General features: G+C 69.4%; 19 protein-coding genes. 9 read left to right on the top strand and 10 right to left on the bottom strand.

Translation table 11 applies throughout. From position 1 onward, the window contains the following. Positions 1–336 precede the first annotated feature (336 nt). Positions 337–2,112 (top strand): AAA family ATPase, encoded by a 1,776-nt coding sequence (locus ACFXK0_RS05005; RefSeq protein ID WP_379408461.1) that lies wholly within the window; start codon positions 337–339, stop codon positions 2,110–2,112. Positions 2,113–2,172: 60 nt separating this feature from the next. Here ACFXK0_RS05005 and ACFXK0_RS05000 read toward each other — a convergent pair whose 3' ends face one another. Beyond that, positions 2,173–3,072 (bottom strand): LysR family transcriptional regulator, encoded by a 900-nt coding sequence (locus tag ACFXK0_RS05000; protein WP_379408460.1) that lies wholly within the window; start codon positions 3,070–3,072, stop codon positions 2,173–2,175. A gap of 71 nt (positions 3,073–3,143) precedes the next feature. On the opposite strand from ACFXK0_RS05000, the gene ACFXK0_RS04995 reads away from it, so the two are divergent. The 4 genes from ACFXK0_RS04995 (at position 3,144) to ACFXK0_RS04980 (ending at position 7,983) form a co-directional block, all read left to right on the top strand. Further along, complete coding sequence (locus tag ACFXK0_RS04995) at positions 3,144–4,073, top strand: EamA family transporter (protein WP_379408459.1); 930 nt, start codon at positions 3,144–3,146, stop codon at positions 4,071–4,073. Between the two features lie 245 nt (positions 4,074–4,318). Next, positions 4,319–5,986: an FAD-dependent oxidoreductase gene (locus ACFXK0_RS04990; protein ID WP_379408458.1), complete on the top strand. Its 1,668-nt coding sequence runs from the start codon at positions 4,319–4,321 to the stop codon at positions 5,984–5,986. A 48-nt stretch (positions 5,987–6,034) separates the two neighbouring features. Beyond that, the gene (locus ACFXK0_RS04985; protein ID WP_379408457.1) at positions 6,035–7,270 is read left to right on the top strand and encodes a MurT ligase domain-containing protein; all 1,236 of its coding nucleotides are present in this window, start codon (positions 6,035–6,037) and stop codon (positions 7,268–7,270) included. Further along, positions 7,267–7,983 carry a type 1 glutamine amidotransferase gene (locus ACFXK0_RS04980; RefSeq protein WP_379408455.1) on the top strand — a complete coding sequence of 239 codons (717 nt, stop codon included), beginning with the start codon at positions 7,267–7,269 and terminating at the stop codon, positions 7,981–7,983. Before ACFXK0_RS04985 ends, ACFXK0_RS04980 begins: the two co-directional genes overlap by 4 nt. Here the strand turns inward: ACFXK0_RS04980 and ACFXK0_RS04975 are convergent, their stop codons facing one another. From ACFXK0_RS04975 to ACFXK0_RS04950, 6 genes are all read right to left on the bottom strand, one after another. Then, entirely contained in the window at positions 7,984–8,358 is a 375-nt protein-coding gene (locus ACFXK0_RS04975; protein ID WP_379408454.1) for a type II toxin-antitoxin system VapC family toxin, read from the bottom strand. It abuts the gene before it with no gap. Further along, entirely contained in the window at positions 8,355–8,606 is a 252-nt protein-coding gene (locus tag ACFXK0_RS04970; protein ID WP_379408453.1) for a type II toxin-antitoxin system Phd/YefM family antitoxin, read from the bottom strand. Before ACFXK0_RS04970 ends, ACFXK0_RS04975 begins: the two co-directional genes overlap by 4 nt. Positions 8,607–8,636: 30 nt before the next feature. Continuing rightward, positions 8,637–9,707: a putative zinc-binding metallopeptidase gene (locus tag ACFXK0_RS04965; protein WP_379408451.1), complete on the bottom strand. Its 1,071-nt coding sequence runs from the start codon at positions 9,705–9,707 to the stop codon at positions 8,637–8,639. 3 nt (positions 9,708–9,710) lie between these two features. Continuing rightward, positions 9,711–10,607 carry a transglutaminase N-terminal domain-containing protein gene (locus tag ACFXK0_RS04960; RefSeq protein WP_379408450.1) on the bottom strand — a complete coding sequence of 299 codons (897 nt, stop codon included), beginning with the start codon at positions 10,605–10,607 and terminating at the stop codon, positions 9,711–9,713. Then, positions 10,604–13,261, bottom strand: coding sequence for a circularly permuted type 2 ATP-grasp protein (locus ACFXK0_RS04955; protein WP_379408449.1), 2,658 nt, complete (start codon positions 13,259–13,261; stop codon positions 10,604–10,606). The genes ACFXK0_RS04960 and ACFXK0_RS04955 overlap by 4 nt, the downstream gene beginning before the upstream one ends. 178 nt (positions 13,262–13,439) lie before the next feature. After that, complete coding sequence (locus tag ACFXK0_RS04950; protein ID WP_379408447.1) at positions 13,440–17,189, bottom strand: transglutaminase family protein; 3,750 nt, start codon at positions 17,187–17,189, stop codon at positions 13,440–13,442. Positions 17,190–17,335: 146 nt separating this feature from the next. Here ACFXK0_RS04950 and ACFXK0_RS04945 point away from each other — a divergent pair, with 146 nt between their 5' ends. Beyond that, a complete protein-coding gene (locus tag ACFXK0_RS04945) occupies positions 17,336–17,977 on the top strand; it encodes a hypothetical protein (RefSeq protein ID WP_379408446.1) in 642 nt (213 codons plus the stop codon). A 1-nt stretch (position 17,978) separates the two neighbouring features. On the opposite strand, the gene recR is transcribed toward ACFXK0_RS04945, so the two are convergent. Continuing rightward, the gene (gene recR, locus ACFXK0_RS04940) at positions 17,979–18,587 is read right to left on the bottom strand and encodes a recombination mediator RecR (protein ID WP_379408445.1); all 609 of its coding nucleotides are present in this window, start codon (positions 18,585–18,587) and stop codon (positions 17,979–17,981) included. Beyond that, positions 18,587–18,904: a YbaB/EbfC family nucleoid-associated protein gene (locus ACFXK0_RS04935; protein WP_379408490.1), complete on the bottom strand. Its 318-nt coding sequence runs from the start codon at positions 18,902–18,904 to the stop codon at positions 18,587–18,589. The genes recR and ACFXK0_RS04935 overlap by 1 nt, the downstream gene beginning before the upstream one ends. A gap of 249 nt (positions 18,905–19,153) precedes the next feature. On the opposite strand from ACFXK0_RS04935, the gene ACFXK0_RS04930 reads away from it, so the two are divergent. The 3 genes from ACFXK0_RS04930 to ACFXK0_RS04920 are packed head-to-tail and all read left to right on the top strand — an operon-like array spanning position 19,154 to position 20,940. Beyond that, positions 19,154–19,717, top strand: a complete 564-nt coding sequence (locus ACFXK0_RS04930; protein ID WP_379408443.1) for a hypothetical protein — start codon at positions 19,154–19,156, stop codon at positions 19,715–19,717. A gap of 45 nt (positions 19,718–19,762) precedes the next feature. Then, positions 19,763–20,593, top strand: coding sequence for a MerR family transcriptional regulator (locus ACFXK0_RS04925; protein WP_379408442.1), 831 nt, complete (start codon positions 19,763–19,765; stop codon positions 20,591–20,593). Then, the gene (locus ACFXK0_RS04920; protein WP_379408440.1) at positions 20,590–20,940 is read left to right on the top strand and encodes a VOC family protein; all 351 of its coding nucleotides are present in this window, start codon (positions 20,590–20,592) and stop codon (positions 20,938–20,940) included. Before ACFXK0_RS04925 ends, ACFXK0_RS04920 begins: the two co-directional genes overlap by 4 nt. Positions 20,941–20,943: 3 nt before the next feature. On the opposite strand, the gene ACFXK0_RS04915 is transcribed toward ACFXK0_RS04920, so the two are convergent. Continuing rightward, positions 20,944–21,378, bottom strand: a complete 435-nt coding sequence (locus tag ACFXK0_RS04915) for an SRPBCC family protein (RefSeq protein WP_379408439.1) — start codon at positions 21,376–21,378, stop codon at positions 20,944–20,946. Positions 21,379–21,392: the final 14 nt, after the last annotated feature.

The raw sequence follows: 21,392 nt of genomic DNA, 5'->3' as shown, positions 1-21,392 counted from the left end.
GGGGGCGGGGTTTGGGCGCGTTTTCGTCCGCTCCTATGGACAAAGAAACGGCGCCTAACCGGCGGCCCTCAGGGGCCGCGACCTCGAGCGCGCCAGCGCTCCAACAAACACAGCCCGTAAACCGTCCTGGGCAGGCAGACCTCCAGGCCCATCACCCCCCGGCGCTCCAACCACCCCCGTGCTAGCGTTTTACTGCACATTCAGGCCGACTTTCCTGCTCGAGTCGATCGAGCAAGTGGGGGAACTGTGACCAACAACGACCATAATCCGACCTCTCCGCCCTGGCTGCAGAGTCCGTCGGCTGACACGGCCGACGCTGCGTCCGGTACCGCCGGTGTGCAGACGGCGACCGAGGACAGTCCCGAGAATGCCGGTGCCGCAGCCGAATCGGCTGTCGAGGCCAGCGACGCGCAGGCCGGCGAGCAGCTGGGCGCCGAGCAGGAACCGCAGATCGGGCTGGCCGAGCAGACGGTGTTCCAGCCCGGTGGGTTCGCGCCAGGCCCGTTCGCGCCGCCCGGATATCCGGCGCCGGATCCGTATCAGAGCGGTGGCGCGCATCCGGTTGCCGCCGCGCCCGAGCAGCAGCCGTGGCCGGGTCAGCCCGTGCCGGGTCAGCCCGGGCCGGGTGCCGAACAGCCGTGGCCTGCGCAGCCGACCGGCGGTGAACCGCCCTATCCCGGCGCGCCGGGCCCCTACCCGGGCGCCGAGCAGCAGCAGTTCCCCGGCGCCGGTCCGTACCCGGGCGCCGAGCAGCAGCAGCATCCCGGCGCCGGTCCGTACCCGGGGGCCGAGCAGCAGCAGCATCCCGGCGCCGGTCCGTACCCGGGGGCCGAGCAGCAGCTTCAGCATCCCGGGGCCGAGCAGGGCCAGTTCCCCGGCCAGGAGCCGCCGCAACCGCAGCAGGACCCGCAGAGCGAACCCATCTACAGCTGGGCGCCCCCGCCGCCGCCGATGTATCAGCCGCCGACACAGACCGGCATGCAGCCGGTGCCCGGTGGTCCCGGCATGATGCCCGGTCAGCAGGCCCCGCAGCCACCCGGTCAGCCGCAGTGGCAGGGTGGTCCGCCGCCGCAGCAGCAGCCGTTCCAGCCCCAGCATGTGACCGCACCGGGCCAGCCCGGCCATTCGGTCAATGATCTGAACCTGCTCAAGCGGGCCCGCAAGGCGCCGCGCAGCGGGTGGCGCCGGGCCGTGCACAAGGCGTCCGGTGGCGTGATCAACCCGGGTGAGTCGGCCGCCGACGTGGTGCATCGCGATCTGGGTGAGCGGGTCAACCAGCCCGTCCGCGGCGATTACCGGATCGCGATCCTCTCGCTCAAGGGCGGCGTCGGCAAGACCACCACCACGGTCGGTCTCGGCTCCACCTTCGCCTCCCAGCGTGGTGACCGCGTGATCGCCATCGACGCCAACCCCGACCTGGGCACCCTGGCCCACCGGGTACCGCGCCAGACCCGCTCGACGGTGCGCAACCTGCTCGAGGACCAGAGCATCACCCGCTACTCCGATGTCCGCGCGCACACCTCGCAGGCGCCGAGCCGGCTGGAAGTGCTTGCCTCCGAGCAGGATCCGGCCGTGTCTGAGGCCTTCAGCGAGGCCGATTACCGCAAGGCCATCGGCATCCTGCAGTCCTTCTACAACATCATCCTCACCGACTGCGGTACCGGTCTGATGCATTCGGCGATGTCGGGTGTGCTGGATATGGCGAGTTCGCTGGTGCTGGTCACCTCCCCCGCGATCGACGGCGCGCGCAGTGCGTCGGCGACGCTGGACTGGCTCGATCACCACGGCTACAGCAAGCTGGTCGAGCGCACGGTCGTGGTGGTGAACGCCTCCCGGCGTGGCGCGTCGACGGTCGACCTGGACCAGCTGCGCAAACTGTTCCTCGACCGCACCCGTGCCGTGCAGATCGTCCCGTTCGACGATCACCTGGCCGAGGGCGCCGAGATCGACCTCGAGCTGGTCAGCAAGCCGACGCGGCGCGCGCTGCTCGAACTGGCCGCCATGGTCGCCGACGATTTCGGTTACCACGGCATGCAGCAACAGCAGCAGTTCCAGCCCGGCCAGCCGTACCCGGGCCAGCAGCAGCCGCAGTACCAGCCGGGACAGTTCTGACCGGAACCGATCGCGAGCGGGCAGTTATCAGCCCGCTCGCGATCGGCTGGGGCACCGGCGTCATCCCGCGCTGACAGCCCGCGCAGCGGACTCGAACGCATCGAGCACCGTAGCGATGGCGGGCCGGCGATCCGCCTGCGGCCGGGTGACGATCTCGTAGACCCGTGCCGCCCGCACCCCGGCCAGCGGCAACACTGACAACCCCGGATGCGCGACGGCCCAGCGCGGCATGAGCGCCACACCGTAGCCCGAGGCCACCAGCGTCTCGATCACCCGGAACTCGTTGAGCCGCTGCACGATCCGTGGCCGCACCCCGGTGATGGTGGCGATCGATTCGAGCACATCGTCGACCGGAAACCCGCCGCGCACGCTCACCCAGCTCTCCTCGGCCAGTTCCCCGGCCCGCACCGAATCCCGCCCGGCCAGCGGATGATCATGTGCGACAACCACATCGATCGGCTCGCGCATCAATACCCGTGCGGCGATGCGCGGGCCGGCCAGTGACGGCGCGCGTTCGTCGCGATGGGTGAGCACGATGTCGTAGTCGGCCAGCAGCTTCGACGCCTCGCTCGGCGGCAGGTCCTCGTCGCCGGCGACGAGTTCGACTCCGCTGCCTGCCAGCGCGCTGAGCACCGGCGGCAGCAGCAGGGCCGCGCCGGACGGGAACGAGGCCACCCGCACCTGTCCGCGCGGCGAACCTCGGTAACCGGCCATTTCGGCGGTGGCGCGGTCCATCGCGGCGAGGACGTCGTCGGCGCGCAGTACCAGCGCGTGGCCCGCGTCGGTGAGCCGCACCCGTCGCCCGTCGGGTTCGAGCAGCGCCACGCCGGCTTCCCTGGTGAGCACCTTCAGTTGCTGGGAGACCGCCGAGGGCGTCATGGACAGTGCCTGCGCGACGGCGGCCACGGTGCCACGGTCGGCGAGTTCGCGCAGAATACGCAGCCGCTCGATCGAGAACATGAAGTAAATCTACGTTATTGATGCATTTATATTCGATTGTCCTGATGCTTAGCGGCCCGCACGCTGAGTGCGTGACCACCCGTGACCGCCTGCTCGGCCTGACCGTCGTCGTGCTCTGGGGCCTGAACTTCCTGGCCATCCGGATCGGCCTCGACCACTTCCCGCCCTTCTTCTTCGTCGCGCTGCGCTTCGCCGTCATCGCGATCCCGGTGCTGATCTTCATTCCGCGCCCCGCGGTGCGCACCCGCTGGCTGCTGCTCTACGGCGCCGGTTTCGGTATCGCGCAGTTCGCGTTCCTGTTCACTGCCATGCGCATCGGCATGCCGACTGGGCTCGCCTCGCTGGTGTTGCAGTCCTCGGCGCCGTTCACGGTGGTCCTCGGCGCCATGCTGCTGGGCGAGCGTTTGCGCGCGGTGCAGGTCGCCGGGCTCGCCGTGGCCGTCGCCGGGATGACGATCATCGGCGCCGACCGCCTGGCCACCGCCACCCTGCTCCCGGTGCTGCTCACCCTGGCCGGCGGATTGGGCTGGGCCTTCGGCAATATCGGCGCCCGCCGGGCCGGCGCCGACTCCCCCGGTGTCGATCCGCTGCACCTGACGCTGTGGATGTCGGTGGTGCCGGTACTGCCGATGCTGGCGTTGTCGATGCTTGTCGAGGGCCCTGGCACCGGATTCCGCGCACTCGGCACCGCCGTCTCCTCGACCGCCGGGTTGCCCGCGCTGGCCGCCCTCGGCTATATCGCGATCCTCGCCACGGTGTGCGGGTCGGGCCTGTGGACGTATCTGATGAGCCGCTATCCGGCGGGCACGGTGGCGCCGTTGTCGCTGCTCGTGCCGGTGGTCGGCATCGCGGCGGCGTGGCTGGTGTTCGATGAACAGCCGTCGGCGGCGGCCCTGCTCGGCGGGGTGATCGTGATAGCGGGAGCGTTCGCCGCGACCACCAGCCGACGGTCCGCTCCGGCGCCGGAGCCCGGCCGGAGCGCGCGGCTCGTCCAGGTCTGACGTCCAATTCGGCGCACAACGCCGAAACCTGTGGTTAGCATGTGTGCCGATCGCCCGATGCGTTTTCCAGGCGACCGGTCGGTACCCTGCGGCCCGCTTTTCGCCGCGCTCTACAGTGGGTAGCTAATTGCACGCAATACTCGAACAAGGCAGCTGAACAGCGTATGGCGGAACAGCGGTTGCCCGTTTCGCGAAGGACGTTTCTTCGCGGCACGGTCGCAGCGGGGGCGGTATCGGCAGGGGCGATGGCGGGAACGCCGGGTATCGCGCTGGGCGCGCCTCCCGGACGGCGGGTCGCGGTGCTCGGCGGCGGTGTCGCCGGGCTGACCGCCGCGCACGAACTGGCCGAACGCGGCTTCGAGGTCACCGTCTACGAGGCGCGCGCCTTCGGCGGCAAGGCGCGCAGCATCCCGGTCCCGGGCACCGGCCGCGACGGCAGGCCCGATCTGCCCGGTGAGCACGGCTTCCGCTTCTTCCCCGGTTTCTATCAGAACCTGCCCGACACGATGCGCCGGATTCCGGTGGCGGGCAATGCCGACGGTGTGTGGTCGAACCTGATCTCGGTGCCGGAGGCCAGATTTTCCCGCCGCGACGGCGACGACATCCTGCTCGCCCTGCCCGACGGCATCACCTCCCCGACCACCCCGGAGGCGATCCGGGAGACCATCGCGGGCACCATTTCGACGCTGTCGAAGATGCCGCCCGCCGAGGCCGCCTATTTCGCCAACCGGTTGCTGGTGTTCAACAGCAGCTGCGATGCCCGCCGCTTCGGCCAGTGGGAACACACCTCCTGGCAGGATTTCGTGCACGGGCACGAGCGCTCGCACGAATTCCGCGCGATCGTGTCCCGTTCGCTGACCAGCATCATGGTCGCGGCCAAGGAAGACCTGGCCAGCACCCGCACCATCGGCGCCATGGGCGAACAGTTCCTGGGCAATCCGCTGGGCATCGGCAACGACGGCGGCCTGGACCGGGTGCTCAACAACGCCACCAATACCGCCTGGATCGACCCGTGGGTACAGCACCTGCGCGGACTCGGCGTGCGTTTCGAACTGGGCGCGCGCGTGGACGAACTCACGATGCGCGACCGGCGCGTCAGCGGTGCGCGCCTCGCCGGCGGAAGCACGGTGGAAGCGGACTATTTCGTCGTCGCGCTGCCCGTCGAACAGGCCAGGAAATTGTGGTCGTCGCAGGTGCTCGCCGTGGCGCCGGAACTGGCCGCCACCGAACGGCTGTTCGTCGATTGGATGAACGGTCTGCAGATCTATTTCCGTGCGCCACTGAATATTTCGCGCGGACATACCGCCTACGTGGATTCGCCGTGGTCGCTCACCTCGATCAGCCAGAACCAGCTGTGGACGCACTCGCTGAATTCCTTCGGCGACGGCACCGTGGCCGACTGCCTCTCCATCGACATCTCCGATTGGCACACCCCGGGAATCGTCTACGGCAAACCCGCGCTGGAATGCACGCACGAGGAGATCTTCCGCGAGGTGTGGGCGCAGTTGAGCTCCCATCTCAACGATCGCGAACAACTGCTGCGTCCCGCCGATGTGCATTCCTGGTTTCTCGATCCGGGAATCACCTGGCAGGGCAGCCGCAACGCGAATGCCGATCCGCTGCTCATCAATACCGCGGGTTCCTGGGACGCGCGGCCCGAACCGCACGGCGCGATCGAAAACCTGTTCCTCGCCGGTGATTACGTGCGCACCGATGTCGACCTGGCGACGATGGAGGGCGCCAACGAATCGGCGCGCGCCGCGGTCAACGCGCTGCTGGACGTGGCGGGTTCGCCGGCTCAACGCTGCACCACATTCCGGCTGCGCCGCACCCCCGAACTGGAGCCGCTGCGGGTGATCGATGCCGGGCGCTACGCCGCCGGTCTGCCGAACATGTTCGACGAGCCGGCCTAACCCCGCTCCCGTACACCGGCCGTAACACCACGCACATAGACTCGCGGCGTGGCAGACATCTCGGTGCGTGGGCGCCTGGCTTTGCGAGCGGCGGCGGCAGCGTCGTGGGCTTCGCAGAAGGCGGGCCGCGGCAAGGGTTCGATGATCGGCGGCCTGATCGCGTTGAAGATCGATCCGTCGATCATGACGCAGCTCGGGCGCGGCAGGCGCACGGTGCTGATCACCGGCACCAACGGCAAGTCGACCACCACCCGGATGACCACCGCCGCGCTCGGCACGCTGGGCGAGGTCGCCACCCAGGCCGACGGCGCCAATATGGACGCGGGCATCGTCGCGGCGCTGAGCGTGCATCAGGGGGTGCCGCTGGCCGCGATCGAGGTCGACGAACTGCATCTGCCGCATGTCAGCGACGCGCTGGAACCGGCCGCGATCGTGCTGCTGAACCTGAGCCGCGACCAGCTCGACCGGGTCGGCGAGATCAATATGATCGAGCGCAAGCTGCGCGCGGGGCTGGAGCGTCATCCGGACACGGTCGTCATCGCCAACTGCGACGACGTGCTGGTCGCCTCGATCGCCTACGACCATCCGAAGGTGGTGTGGGTGTCGGCGGGCAGCGGCTGGGCCGTCGACGCCACCAGCTGCCCGCGCAGTGGTGAACCGATCGTCTGGGAGGGCGAGAACTGGCGCTCGACCGGCGCCGACTTCCATCGTCCGGAGCCACAGTGGTGGCTCGAGGGCGATGACCTGTGCGGACCCGACGGCTTCCGCGCGGCCCTGCACCTGGCACTGCCCGGGCGCGCCAACCGCGGCAACGCGGCACAGGCCGTGGCCGCGGCGGTGGCGCTGGGCGCCGAACCCGCCAAGGCGACCGACGCCACCGGCACCGTTCGCGAAATCGCCGGCCGGTACCGCACGGTGACCGTCGGCGCGCACGATGCCCGGCTGCTGCTGGCCAAGAACCCGGCCGGCTGGCAGGAGGCGCTGTCGATGATCGAGCCGACCTCGGCCGGACTGGTGATCGCGGTGAACGGGCAGGTGCCCGACGGTGAGGACCTGTCCTGGCTGTGGGACGTGCGTTTCGAGCACTTCGAGGGCGTGCAGGTGGTCGCCGCCGGTGAGCGCGCCACCGATCTGGCCGTGCGCCTGACCTACGCCGGGGTGGAACACACCCTGGTCCCCGATCCGCTGCGCGCCATCGCCTCCTGCCCGGCCGGGCATGTCGAGGTGCTGGCCAACTACACCGCGTTCCGCGATCTCAACCGCGACCTGGAGGCACGCAAATGAGCGAGTCGACCATCCGGATCGGCCTGGTGCTGCCCGATGTGATGGGCACCTACGGCGACGGCGGCAACGCGCTGGTGCTGCGCCAGCGGCTGCGCATGCGCGGGTACGACGCCGAGATCATCGACATCACCCTCGCCGATCCGGTTCCCGATTCCTTCGATATCTACACCCTCGGCGGCGCCGAGGACTCCGCCCAGCGCCTGGCCACCCGTCACCTGCAGAAGTACCCCGGTCTGCAGCAGGCCGCCGCCAAGGGCGCGCCGGTGCTGGCCATCTGCGCGGCCATCCAGGTGCTCGGCGACTGGTACGAGACCTCGGCGGGCGAGAAGGTCGAAGGCGTCAGCCTATTCGATGTCACCACCTCCCCGCAGGAGGTCCGCGCGATCGGCGAGGTGACCACCACGCCCCTGATCCCCGGCCTGTCCGCCCCCCTCACCGGCTTCGAGAACCACCGTGGCGGCACCACTCTCGGCCCCGATGCCGCACCGCTGGCCCGCGTCACCCGCGGTGTCGGCAACGGCGTGGGCGACGGCACCGAGGGCGTCGTCCAGGGCTCGGTCATCGGCACCTACCTGCACGGCCCCGCCCTGGCCCGCAACCCCGAACTCGCCGACCACCTCATCGCCCAGGCCCTCGGCATCCCCGCCACCGACCTGGCCCCCCTCGACCTCCCCGAGGTCGACCGCCTCCGCCGCGAACGCCTGCGCGCCTGATCAGCAGGGTAGCGCGGCCACTTCGTACCGCAGGCAATACGGATCGTGGGTGACCAGAGTCAGGTCCTCGCATCTGGCCTGGGCGACCAGGATGCGGTCGAAGGGGTCGCGGTGGATCGGGGGAAGCCTGGCCGCCTCGATGGTGTGCCTGGCCTCGATCGGCAGCGGAACGAAGCCCGCGCCGACAACCCGCTCGGGAAGATCAGCGGGTCCGGCCAGTTTCCCCGATGCTTGCTTCATCGCGATCTCCCACACCGAGGCCGCGCTGAGGTAGATGTCGGGGTCGTGGTCGAGCCGACTGCGCAGGGCGGGATCCAGGGCCGGGTCATCGGTCAGCCACCACAGGATCACATGGGTATCAAGGAGCAGACTCATGCGTCGAAGTCACCGGCGACGGCGGCGTTCGTCTCCGGCGAATCCCAGTCCCCCGACAGGTCCACCCGGCCCCGCAGCGACCCCCGACCGGTGCGGTTGACGCGACGACTCAGTGGTACCACCTTGGCGACCGGAGTTCCGGCACGACTGATCACGATTTCCTCCCCCTGCTCCACCCGCTCGATGATGCGCGACAGGTTCGTCTTCGCGTCGTGAATATTGAACTGCTCCGCCGCGCTACCTGCCATGACGCCTCCTTAGCTAAGAGGTTAGCCCGCTCAGGCCGACACGGCTACCCCGCGAGCCTGGGAATCGCTGCGTTCGCACAGGTCGTGGACGAAGCGCATCTTCTCCAGGACGTGGTCGGGCAGGACGAACGGGTAGAGGTCGTCGTGGCCCATCGAGCGGTTGACCATGTTCAGCGACCAGGCCAGCGGCAGCCACAGTTCGATGATCTTGTCGAAGCCGGCGCGCCCGACCTGGGGACGGTCGAGGGTGGCGCCCGCGGGGGCGAGACCGAAGGCGGCCGCGGTGTCGAGGGTGTCGCGGATGTGCAGGTAGTGGGCGAAGGTCTCGGCCCAGTCCTCGGCGGCGTGCATCGTGGCATAGGAGGAGACGAAATCCTGTTCCCAGCCTGCCGGCGCACCCTCGGAGTAGTGGCGGTCCAGGGCGGCCTGATAATCGGCGTAGGGGTCGCCGAACAGGTCACGGAAGCGGTTGAGCGCGTCGTCACCGACCACCAGAACCGGGAAATAGTAGTGGCCGATCTCGTGGCGGAAGTGGCCGAGCAGGGTGCGATACGGCTCGGCCATCTCGATGCGCAACTGCTCCCGATGCGGGTCGTTGGCCTCGGCCAGGTCGACGGTCACCACGCCGTCGAGATGACCGGTCAGCACCTCGGCGGTGCTACTGCAGAGCAGGTCGAAAGCCAGTCCGAAGCGGGGGTCGGCGGCCCGGCCGACAATCGGCAGCCCGAGCTCGACCAGCTCGAAGATCAACCGGCGCTTGGCGGCCTCGGCCTCGGCGAACGCCGCGAGCCCGGCCGTGTCGGCGTCGTTGGGCCGGGTACGGGTGAGCGCGCACGATTCACACAGGGCGGGCCCTGACCCGTCGTCGGCCGCGAGCACCAGCCAGTTGCACTGCGCCACATGCAGGTTGTCGCACAACCGGAACCGTTCACCGCAGACGACGCCGCCCGCGTGATCGACCGCCGCCTCGCCCGGCGGTTCGCCGATCACGACCAGTGCCCGTGTGCGCAAGCTGAACCCGAGCGGGCTCGAACACGACAGACACACCGAATTCTCGAAGGCCAACTGCTGCCCGCAATTCGGGCAGACGAAATCACGCATGGACTACACCTCCACGGGGGCGACATCGACCGATACCGTGATTGTGGACTGTTTGGCGTCGGTGTAGATGATGCCACGCAGTGGCGGAACATCCTGGTAGTCACGGCCCCACGCCACGGTCACGTAGCGCTCGTCGGCGAATTGGTCGTTGGTGGGGTCGAAAGCGATCCAGCGGCCGGTGCGGTCGGTGGGGTCGGTGCCGGGCAGCCAGACCGCCGCCCAGGCATGGGTGGCGTCGACCCCGACCATGCGTTCCTTGCCCGGCGGCGGATCGGTGGCCAGATAGCCCGACACATAGCGGGCCGCCAGCCCCTGCGAGCGCAGGCAGGCCGCGCCGATCCGGGCGAAGTCCTGGCAGACACCCTCGCGCGCGGCGAAGACATCGGCGACGCTGGTGCTCACCGTGGTCGAACCCGAGCGGTACCGGAAGTCGTGGTGGATGCGGGTGTTCAGCTCGGTGACCGCCGCGAGCAGACCACGGCCGGGCGGGAAACTCTGCGCCGCGTACGCGACCACCTCCGGGGTGATCTCCGGCGGCAGCAGGTCGAGGGTGAACTCGACGGCGAGTGGACCGGTGGTGGCGCTCGGGCGGGCCGCCTCCCAGGGCAGATCGGCGCCGTCCAGCGTCGACGGGTGCTCGCCGTCGACGTCGACCAGCGATTCCCCGGTCACCTCGAGGGTGCGGTGCTCGGCGGTGACATGGAAATAGGTGGTCGGATTGCCGTAGACGTCATTGCCCACCGAGCGGTCCGACGGCACCGGATCGATGTGGATATCGTGCTCGAGCAAGCGCTGACCGGTGAACTCGCGCGGGCTGAGGAAGGCGCGGCCGTAGGAACTGGTGACCTCGTCGGAATAGCTGTAGGTGGTGCGGTGCACCACCCGGTAGCGCCTGCTCATCCGACCATCCTGGTGTTGCCCCACAGCGGCTGGATGGCCACGGGCACCGCGAGTTTGGTCGCCTCGAACGATTCGGACAGCTTGCGCAACCGCAAGTGCACCCCTTCCAGCAGTTCCACCAGTTCGGTGCGCACGCCTGCGTCGTCGGTGTGCTCCAGCTCGGCCGGGTCGACGCGGCGCAGCATGCGCTGGGCGTCGGCGAGCAGGCGCTGCGAACGCGAGGCGCCCGAACCGCCGGGCAGCGCCTGGAAATCGGCTTCGAGCCGGTCGAGCTGATACACCAGCGAGCGCGGATTACCCGCGTCGAACAGCAGCAGCCCGGCCAGCGCGGCCACGTGCGCCGAACCACGGTGGCGGCGGCGGTAACTCACCGCCGACTCGGTCGCGACCAGCACCGCCTCGGCCACCACCTGCTCGGTCTCCGGCGCGTTCGCCCGCGCCAGCGCGGCATTGAGCAGCGCCGCGATGCCGAGACCACGCTCGATCCGTTTGCCGATATCCATTACATACCAACCGGTGTCGCGCACCAGCGATTCCGCACCGATCCCCGACAGCGACAGCAGCGCGGCCAAGGTCAGCGAGTGCACGGCCGACAGCGCGTTCTCCTGTTCGGCACTGGCACAGCGGAATTCGGCCAGCGCGCGATCGACCGCGCCGATGATCATCCAGGTATCGCCCGAGAGCTGGTCACGCACCGCGCGCGCCGCCGCACCGTAGTGGTCGACCGCATGCGACAGCGAACCCGCCAGATTCCGGTCACCGGTGAGCGCGGCCAGGTAGTCGAAGCCGTCGGCCGACGCACCCGCGACCGATTGCCGCACCTCGGCGGCGAGCGCTTCGGGTTCTGCTGCGCGCCGGGCGAACTGCGGTTTCGCGTCGGCATCCGGGCCTTGCGTCGAATCACGCGCGTTGGCCGAAACGGTTGACTCGTCCGGCGAGACGACCACAGCGAGCGCGCCCGCCGACTCACTTTCGTTGGGCAGCACCGAGTCCGGGGCGATGGTGCCGGTGGCGACCGACAAGGCGCGCATCAGGAGGGGGAGGGCTTCGGCGCCGTCGATCCAAGGGCGGTAGCGGTAGTCCTGGTAGACGTCGTGGGTGGCGGCGAGCAGGCGGACGACCGATTCGGCGCGTTCGCTGTAACGGCCCATCCAGAACAGGTCGTTGAGCACGCGCGGCGAACTGATCGCCTCGACGACCGGCACGGCGCGACGCAGGCGTTCCTCGCGTGGCGCTTCGGCGGCGACCGCGGCCGCGACGGCCGGCGCGGTCCTGACCCACACATCCTTGGCCGCCACCTTGATCACGCTGCGAGTCGGTTCCAGGCGCATCCGCTGCTGGCCCAGCCCGCCCGCCATCGCGGTGTAACCACCCCGTCTGGCCAGCGAGAACAACCGCATGCCGACCGGGACCGGGGCCAGCCCGGTCGCCCCCTCGACCGCGGGCGCCACGGAGAACTCGGCCGGTTCCTGACCAACCCACTTCCACCGCTCGGTCTCGATCCGTGCGGCGTACTCGGCGCGTTCGGCGGCCGAGAGACTGGGACCGAAGACCGTCGAGCCGTCGACGGCCGAACGCAACACCAGCGCACCGATATTGCGCACCAGATGCGCGCGCTCGGTGTCGTCGCCGCCCCAATAGGCGGGCGTGCCGTCGAGCTGCAACTCCTCGCCGAGAACCGAACGGGCGATCCGCGGCAGGAACGCGCTCAGCGCAGGCGATTCCAGCAGCCCACTGCCGAGCGTATTGACCACGGTGACCGCCCCGCGCCGCAACACCTCGACCAGCCCGACCACCCCGAGACGCGAATCCGCGCGCAGATCCAGCGGATCGGAGAACTCGGCGTCCACCCGCCGCAGCACCACGTCGACCCGTTCCAGACTGCCCAGCGAACGCATCCACAGCGCGCCGTCACGCACCACCAGGTCGGCGCTCTCCACCAGCGGGAAACCCAGCGTCTGCGCGAGATAGGCCTGGTCGAACGCGGTTTCGGAGTGCGAGCCCGGGCTCAGCACCACCACCACCGGCTCCTCGCCGTCGGCCAGCTCGGGCGCGGCCTCCTCGAGCATCAACCGCATAGCGCGCGCGAACGGGGTCAGCGGGCGTGGACCGGCGTGCTCGAACGCCTCGGGAATCGCCTCGGCCACCACCCGCCGGTCGGCCAGCGCGTACCCCGCGCCCGAAGGCGCCTGCGCCCAATCGGCCAGCACCCGGAACTGCCCGTCACCCCACCGGCTGATATCGCAGGCATGCAAGAACAGCTGATGGGTACCAGGGATCGTGATGCCGTGCGCGGCCCGCACATACCCGGTACTGCCGAACACGATCTCCGGCGGCAACAACCCCGAACTCAGCAGCCGGCGCGGCCCGTACACATCGGTGAGCACCTCGTCGAGCACCCGGGAACGCTGCACCAACCCGCTCTCCAGCCGGGTCCAGTCATCGGCCGAAACCAGCAGCGGAATGGGATCGAGCCGCCACGGACGCGCGATCGCGGTGTCGTCGCCGAGCCCCACCTCGGTATAGGTGACGCCGTCGTCCTCGATCTGCCTGCGCACCCGATTCTCGATACGCCCGATCCCACCGACACCCTGATCGACGAAATCAGCCGACAACTCCGACCACATCGAGCGCACCCGCCCCCGGCTGTCCACCAGCTCGTCGTAATACCCCTGCGTCGGCCGACCACACTCATCGAACCGCGACTCGGCCCTACTCGCGTCCCGATACCTGGAAAACTGCTCAGCGACATGCGCTGCCTGCCGGTCCCCGTCTCTCAACGCCTCGTCGCGCTGTCTCACGAGCCGACCTCCTGTGTCTGCGCGGCGGGCATTACCGGGCGTTGGCCCAGGCCCAAACGGTGCGTGCGCGGCGTAGGTCCAGGATGCCCGGTGCGCCGACATCGGTCGACTGCGCCGCGATCTTCGCACGGAGTTCGGCCGGGTCCCGGGGATTGACGGTGTGTCCGGCCGCTTCGAAGCGGCGATTGCGGCGGGATTGGGCGGCTACGGCGTTGACGGGGGCGTCGTCGAAGGCGCGGCCGCCGGGGTGCACGACGTGATAGGTGCAGCCGCCGTGGGATCGGCCGGTGGCGAGGTCGACCAGGTCGAAGACCAGGGGCGCGTCGACGGTGAGGGAGGGGTGCAGCGAGTTGGGCGGCTGCCAGGCGCGGTAGCGGACGCCGGCCACCTGCACGTCGGTCTTGTCGGTGGACAGCAGCGGGACGGGCATGCCGTTGCAGGTCAGCACATAGCGGCCGCGATCGGCGCCGACCACCCGCACTTGCAGCCGCTCCACCGAGGAATCGACATAGCGTGCGGTGCCCTCTTCGGTGCTCTGCTCGCCGAGGGTCAGCCACGGTTCGATGGCGCCGCGCAGTTCCAGTTCCACCGCGCCGACCATGGCGGTGCCGATGCGCGGGAACCGGAACTCGGTGAACGGGTCGAGCCAGCTGGTGTCGAAGTCGATGCCTGCGGCCCGCAGATCGGCGGCGACCTCGGCGATATCGCTGGTCAGGAAATGCGGCAGCAGATACCGTCCGTGCAGGTTGGCGCCGTGGCGCAGCAGCGGCGCGCGGTACGGCCGGTCCCAGAACATCGCGACCAGCCCACGCACCAGCAACGATTGCACCATCGCCATCTGGAAGTGCGGCGGCATCTCGAAACCGCGCAACTCGAGCAGACCGAGCCGGCCGCGCGCGGAATCGGGGCTGTAGAGCTTGTCGATGCAGAATTCCGCGCGATGGGTGTTGCCGGTGAGATCGGTGAGCAGATGGCGTAGCGCTCGGTCGACATGCCAAGGCGTGGAGTGGATCTCCCTCGGTGCGATGCTGCCGGTCGGCACCGGATCCGAGACCGGTGCGGCGGTCCGCTCGGCGGTGAGCCGGGCGATTTCGGCGAAGGCGATCTCGAGTTCGTAGAGCGCGTCCTCGCGGCCCTCGTCGGCGCGCGGGGCCTGCGAGGTCGGGCCGACGAATCGGCCGGCGAACAGGTAGGACAGCGCCGGATGACGCTGCCAGTAGGTGAGCATCGAGACCAGCAGGTCCGGGCGGCGCAGCAGCGGCGAGCGCGCGGGGCTGCGGCCGCCCAGGGTGATGTGGTTGCCGCCGCCGGTGCCGCCGTGGGTGCCGTCGACATCGAAGGACTCGGTGCTCAGCCTGGCCTGTCCGGCCTGCTGGTAGAGGGTGCTCAGCACCTCGGACTGTTCGGCGAAGGACCCGGTAGGCATGATGTTCACCTCGATCACACCGGGGTCGGGTGTCACCGAGAAGGTGTGCAGCCGTGCGTCATTCGGCGGCGCGTAACCCTCCAGCACCACCGGTCGACCGAGGGCGGCGGCCGCGTCCCCGACCTTGGCGATGAGGTCGAGGAAGTCGTCGAGTTCGGCGATCGGCGGCAGGAACACATGCAACCGGCCCGCACGCACCTCGGCCACCAGCGCGGTGGTCGGGGTGAAGTCCGCGTCTTCCACCGCGGCAGCGGGCTCGTCGCGCGGCAGCCGCAGCGGACCCTGGAACAGCGGATCGGCCTCGGGCAGCAATGGCGCCTCGCGCCAGGAGATCGAGTCCAGCGGAAGCCGCAGTCCCGCAGGTGAATCTCCCTCGGCCAGCACGATCCGCCCCGGCCCACCCTCGCCGTCGCGCCCACGCCGCAACTGCCAGTCCGCACTCGCCCACCCCGCGCCGTCCTCGCGCCGATGCAACGGCAGCACGAACGCACTCGGCTCGCCGACCGACTCGTCGAGCCGCCCGAGCAGCGCCCGCCGCACCTCCGCCGAATCCACACCGGGATCGATATCGACCTCCGGCGGCTCCCCGGCCGGCGCCCTGACAGACTCGGCCAGCCGAGCCAACGGATCCTCGAACGCGGGCCGCACCTGCCCATCCGGCAACCCGAGCGCCCCCGCGACATGCGCGATCAACGTCCGCGCCGCCTCCACCCCAGCAACCGAAGTCCGCACCCCGACACGGGTGTTCAGCGGCGGCACCCCGACCGGACGCGCCGCCACCGCATTATGCGGTTGCGTAGCGGCGACCTGCGCCGACCCACCCACCACGGCAGACGACTCAGCGACGGTTCCGGCCCCGACCGATTCCGCGACCGTCACCGCGTCGACTTCGGCCGCGAGCACGCCGTCACCCGACACCGACGACCCGTCATCAGCCACGCTGGGCCCGGACGCAAGGAACCCCGGCGCGAAATCACCGCCACTCGAAGTCGTCGGCCTGTCGTCGGGTGCACCGTGCCCGGCCGCGGAGTCGGGGGCGGTCCCAGGCGCGGCGGACCCCGATGCCAGGCCTGCCTCGGTTGCGGTGATGGGGGTCCACGGGTCGGTGAGGAGGTGCTGGTGGGTCCAGATCGGTTGGCCGTCGGCGCGCCAGGCGATGGCGATCTCCCAGCGTGGCAACGGTTCTCCGGGGTACCACTTGCCCTGGCGGTATTGGACGATGCCGGCGGGGGCGTAGACGGCGCGCAGGCGGTCGGCGAGGTCGACGGCGCGTTCGCGTTTGTGTGGGCCGTCGGCGTCGGTGGTCCACTGGGCGCTCATCTGGTCGTCGATGGAGACGAAGGTGGGTTCGCCGCCCATTGTCAGGCCGACGTCGGCGGCGGCCAGGCGGGCGTCGACGGCGGCGCCGGCGGCGGTGATCCGCACCCACTGGGAGTCGGTGTAGGGCAGCGTGACCCGGGGGTCCTCGTGCACCCGGCGCACCACATTGCTGAATTCGAGGGATGCCTCGGTGATGCCGGTCGCGCCGGTGATGGGCGCGGCAGCACCGGGGTGCGGGGTGGCGGCGAGCGGGATGTGGCCCTCGCCGGCGAACAGGCCCGAGGTCGGGTCCATGCCGACCCAGCCGGCGCCGGGCAGGTACACCTCGGTCCAGGCGTGCAGATCGGTGAAGTCGGCGGCGGGTCCGGACGGGCCGTCGAGCGCGGGGGTGTCCGAGGTCAGCTGCACCAGATAGCCGGAGACGAACCGCGCCGCCAGCCCCAGTTCGCGCAGGATCGCCACCAGCAGCCACGCCGAGTCCCGGCAGGATCCGAGCTTGCCGCGCAGCGTGTGCTCGGGCGTCTGCACGCCCGGTTCCATCCGCACGGTGTAGTCGACGGTATTGCGCAGGGCGTAGTTGAGGTCGACCAGATAGTCGATGGACCTGATCCGCCCCCGCGGCCCGTGCACCCGCGCCCAGTCGCGTACCAGCTCACCGGGCCCACCCGCGCCGACCGGCCGCAGATACGGTTCCAGATCGGCGGCCAGTGCCGCTGGATAGGTGAACGGGAAATACTCCGCGTAGTCCTCGACGAAGAAGTCGAACGGATTGACCACCTCGAGATCGGCGATCAACCCCACGGTGATCGACAACTCCCGCGTCGGCTCCGGGAACACCAGGCGGGCAACGAAATTGCCGAACGCGTCCTGCTGCCAGTTCACGTAGTGCCCGGCCGGTGACACCTCCAGCGAATAGGCCTCGATCGGCGTGCGCGCATGCGGGGCGGGCCGCAACCGCACCTCGTGCGGATGCACCTCGACGAGACGGTCGAAGGAGTACGCGGTCCGGTGCTCGAGTGACACCTTGATGCCCATGCACCAAGTTGACCACACCGGCGCCCCGGCACGGCCCGGCGAAACCGGCGTTTCCCGACGGGCATCGGGACGAAACCCGCAGGCGACAAGCCCGCGACGAAGCCTGGCGAGCCGCACCGTACCGACTCCCCCGTAGGGTGGACTTTGTGAGCTACGACCACATCATCCTGCCGTCCGGCGTCGCCAGCTCCATCGACGAGGTGGACGCCTACCTGGCCGCCCAAGAGGGGAAACCGGAATCCGAGGCGATCGCCGAGATCGCCACCGAGCTCAACACGCGCAACAGTGAGCTCCCGGTCGACGACACCTTCCTCAGCGTCGATCCCGTCGGGGGTCCCAGCGGCGACACCCTCTACGTGCCATCCCCTTACGACGCGATCGGCTTCGTCCGCAATCTGCTCTTCGACCTCGCCACCCCGCGCGGCTACGCCGTCTACGATCCGCAGCTGGGCTGGCTGATCGACCCGGCCGGGCACCTGCCGATCGCCGTCACCCACGGCGGGGCAGGCGAATTCCCTTATCTCACCGAGGAATTGACCTACCGCTGGGTGGCCGGACTTGCCGACCCCAACCCGTATCTCATCGTCGAGCGCGGCGAGCAGCGCTACATCCAGACCTACCGCGACCCGAGCGGCCCCTACACCCTCGAATACCGCGACGGCGCGCCGGAACGCCACTTCGGCACCACCTTGGTGGACCCGGCGCAGGTCGCGAGCATCATCTGGGACTGGGCCAACGACAAACCCGACGCGGGCGCCGGCGTGGCCTGGACCCGCGTCGAGTTCTGAGTCAGAGCGCCCGGCGACCCGACAGCGCGCGCCCGAGGGTCAGCTCGTCGGCGAACTCCAAATCGCCGCCCATCGGCAGGCCGGAAGCCAGCCGGGTGACGGTGAGCCCGGGGAAATCGCGCAGCATGCGCACCAGGTAGGTGGCCGTCGCCTCGCCCTCGGTGTTCGGGTCGGTCGCGATGATCACCTCGCTGACGTCGACGCCGTCGTCCTGGTTGCCGATGCGGGTCAGCAGTTCCCTGATCCGCAGCTGATCGGGCCCGACGCCGCTGAGCGGATCGAGCGCGCCGCCGAGCACGTGGTAGCGCCCACGGAACTCGCGGGTGCGCTCGATCGCCTGTACGTCCTTGGGTTCCTCGACCACACAGATCATCGTGCGGTCGCGGCGCGGATCGGCACAGATCCGGCACAGTTCGCCGTCGGCGACGGTGCCGCACGAGACACAGAACTGCACGCCGTCACGCACCTTCTGCAGGGCGGCCTGCAACCGGTCGATTTCCGGCGGTTCCACCCCGAGCAGATGAAAAGCGATGCGCTGTGCGCTCTTCGGACCGACGCCGGGCAGTTTGCCCAGCTCGTCGATCAGATCCTGAACCGGCCCCTCATACATCAGAAGTCGGGCAGACCGGGCATCGAACCGCCGCCGAGGCCCTGCGAGAGCGGGCCGAGTCGCTCGGCGGCCAGCTTCTGCGCGTTGGCCATGGCGTCGTTGATCGCGCCGATCACCAGGTCCTGCAGCCCGTCGACATCGCTGGGATCGACCACCTTCGGGTCGATGGTCAGCGCGGTGACCTCACCGCTGACCTTGATGGTGGCCTGGACCAGACCGCCGCCGGCCTGCCCCTGCACCTCGGACTCGGCGAGCTCGGCCTGGGCCTGCATCACTGCCTGCTGCATCTGCTGGGCCTGGGCGAGCAATGCCTGCATATCGAACTGACCATCACCGGGTTGCACAGGATGTCCTCTCTATAAAGTCGTCGGCTTCAGCCTAGTACTCGCGGCTTCGCGGGGATGCTCCCACATGAGGGCTCCGGACCGCGCATACCGACCGGGTCGTTATCGGCGCCCGTTCAGATAACAGATTCGTTGCTGGACTATCGCATCCGATCCGGATTCCCTTGATCCCCCTACGATCTAACGGGGTCGGGCCAGATTCAGCTACCTCAGGGAGAACAGATGAAAGCCGCTCGTGCTCGACTGTCCACGGTGGCGGCCGTGTGCGCGTCCACCGCCTGCCTGCTGGTTCTCACCCCGGCCACCGCCTCGGCGGAGGTCACCGACTACGGCCACGACTGCGTCGTCGATACCGGCAATTCCGCGGTGACCCTGGATTCGCTGCGATTTCGCTGTAGCGTCACCCAGCAGGATCAGATCTATCGCGACGCACAGGCCGGCGCGGTACCCAACGGTGTCGTCAACGGCTGGGTGGCCCGCCCGCAGCAGTTCACCGGGATCGCCCCCGCGCTCTGGCAGGGCAAGGTGTTCCGCACCGGACCCGACGGCGGCACCGCGACCAACCGGGTGACCGGGGCCGGTATCGAGGCGTTCCCCGCCGACGTCTACCGCACGTCCTCGATCCTCGACGGCGAAACCACCTGGGCACTGAACTACGCACCGTCGCCGACCCCGCAGGTCTACGACGAGATCCGCGAGATCGCCCCCGGCGTCTGGTTCGGCTACTCGTGGTGGCGCGAGGGCGACTGGCCGCTGCTGGCCGCCTTCGTGTTGGCCTCCGCCTGAGCCGTTGTTGACCCTCCCCCCGCTGGAGGGTGTTGGCTGGTTCTCATGACAGCCACCGTGGCGATCGGCGAGTTCGCCCGCCTCACCCATCTCAGCGTCAAGACGCTGCGCTACTACCACGAGATCGAGCTGCTCGAGCCGGTGGCGGTCGACGCGGGTACCGGTTATCGCAGGTACTCCACCGGACAGGTCGAGCGCGCGCACCTGATCCGCAGGCTGCGCGATCTGGACATGCCGTTACCGCAGATCCGCGCGGTGCTGGCGGCCACCGACCCGGCCGAACGCGATGTCACGCTGCGCGCGCACCTGACCAGGATGGAAGCCGAGCTGCGGCGCACGCAGGACGTGATCGCCTCGCTGCGGGCGCTGCTCACCGAGCCGGCCCCGCCGATCCGGGTGGACTACCGGGTGGAACCGGCGTTCACCGCGCTCACCCGCACCGACATCGTCGAGCATCAGGCGATCGGGCCGTGGTGTGACGCGGCGTTCGAGCAGCTCTACACCAGCCTGATCGCCCTCGGTGTCACCCCGGGTGGCGTTGCGGGCGCGACCTATTCGACGGAGTTCTTCACCGACGACATCGGCACGGTCACCGCCTACGTGCCGATCCCGCCGGGCACCGATCTCGTGGTTCCCGCCGGCATGGAGGTGACCGGATTCCCGGCGCTGCGCTTCGCCATCGCGGTGCACACCGGCGCCTTCGAGGACTTCGACCGCACCTACGGCGCGCTCGGCAGTCACGTCGCCGAGCACGCCACAGTCCTTCCCGACCAACCGGTCCGCGAGCGCTATCTCGTCGGACCCGACCTCACCGATAACCCGGCCGACTACCGCACCGAAGTGTGCTGGCCGATCACCGAAGGAGAGAACCGATGACCCTCAGCCTGGGCAATGTCACGTTCGACTGCCACAACGCCGCCGCCCTCGCCGACTTCTACGCCCAGCTGCTCGACGTCCCGGTCGACCCGGAGGCCTCGGAGTTCTTCGCCACCGTCGGCAAATCCGCCGGGCTGTCGCCGGTGCTGATGTTCATCCAGGTCCCCGACAAGACCCCGGGCAAGAACGTCGTGCACCTGGACTACCACGCCACCGCCTGGCGCGACTACATCGAGCGCGCGGTCAGCCTGGGCGGCAAGCACATCGGCGATTTCGACGAATACGGCATGCAGTGGGCCACCCTTGCCGACCCGGAGGGAAACCTCTTCGATGTAGGTAAGGAGTAGGTCTCAGACCAGCTCGCGCGCGAGGTTGGCCAGCACCTCGGCCTGGATCTTCTTCAGGCCGAGCGGGGCGAAGATGCCCTCGAAGATTCCGGCGACGCCGCCTGCGCCCTGCCAGGTGGTGCGGACGGTGACGCGCGAGCCGGTGCCGTCCGGGGTGACGGTCCAGGTGTTGACCATGGTGGAGTTGGCGTCGCGCTCGGTCAGGATCGAATCCGACACGGTGACGGTGGCACGCACATTGCGCACCCGCTTCTCGGTGGCCTGCAAAGTCCACTCGACAACGGTCCCGGCGCCCCTGCCACCCTCGATCACCTTGTAATCGCGGTAGTGCGAGGAGAGGATGCGCGGGCGGACCGTCTCGTAGTCGCCGATCGCCTCGATGGTGCGCTGCGGATCCGCCGCGACCACGATCGAACTGCTGGCGCTGACCTGTCCCACTGTTGACTCCTTGT

The organism is Nocardia sp. NPDC059177, from assembly GCF_042755165.1.
Lineage (GTDB): Bacteria > Actinomycetota > Actinomycetes > Mycobacteriales > Mycobacteriaceae > Nocardia.
The sequence above is the reverse complement of the archived record's forward strand: the minus strand, read 5'-3'. Positions and strand labels throughout refer to the sequence as shown.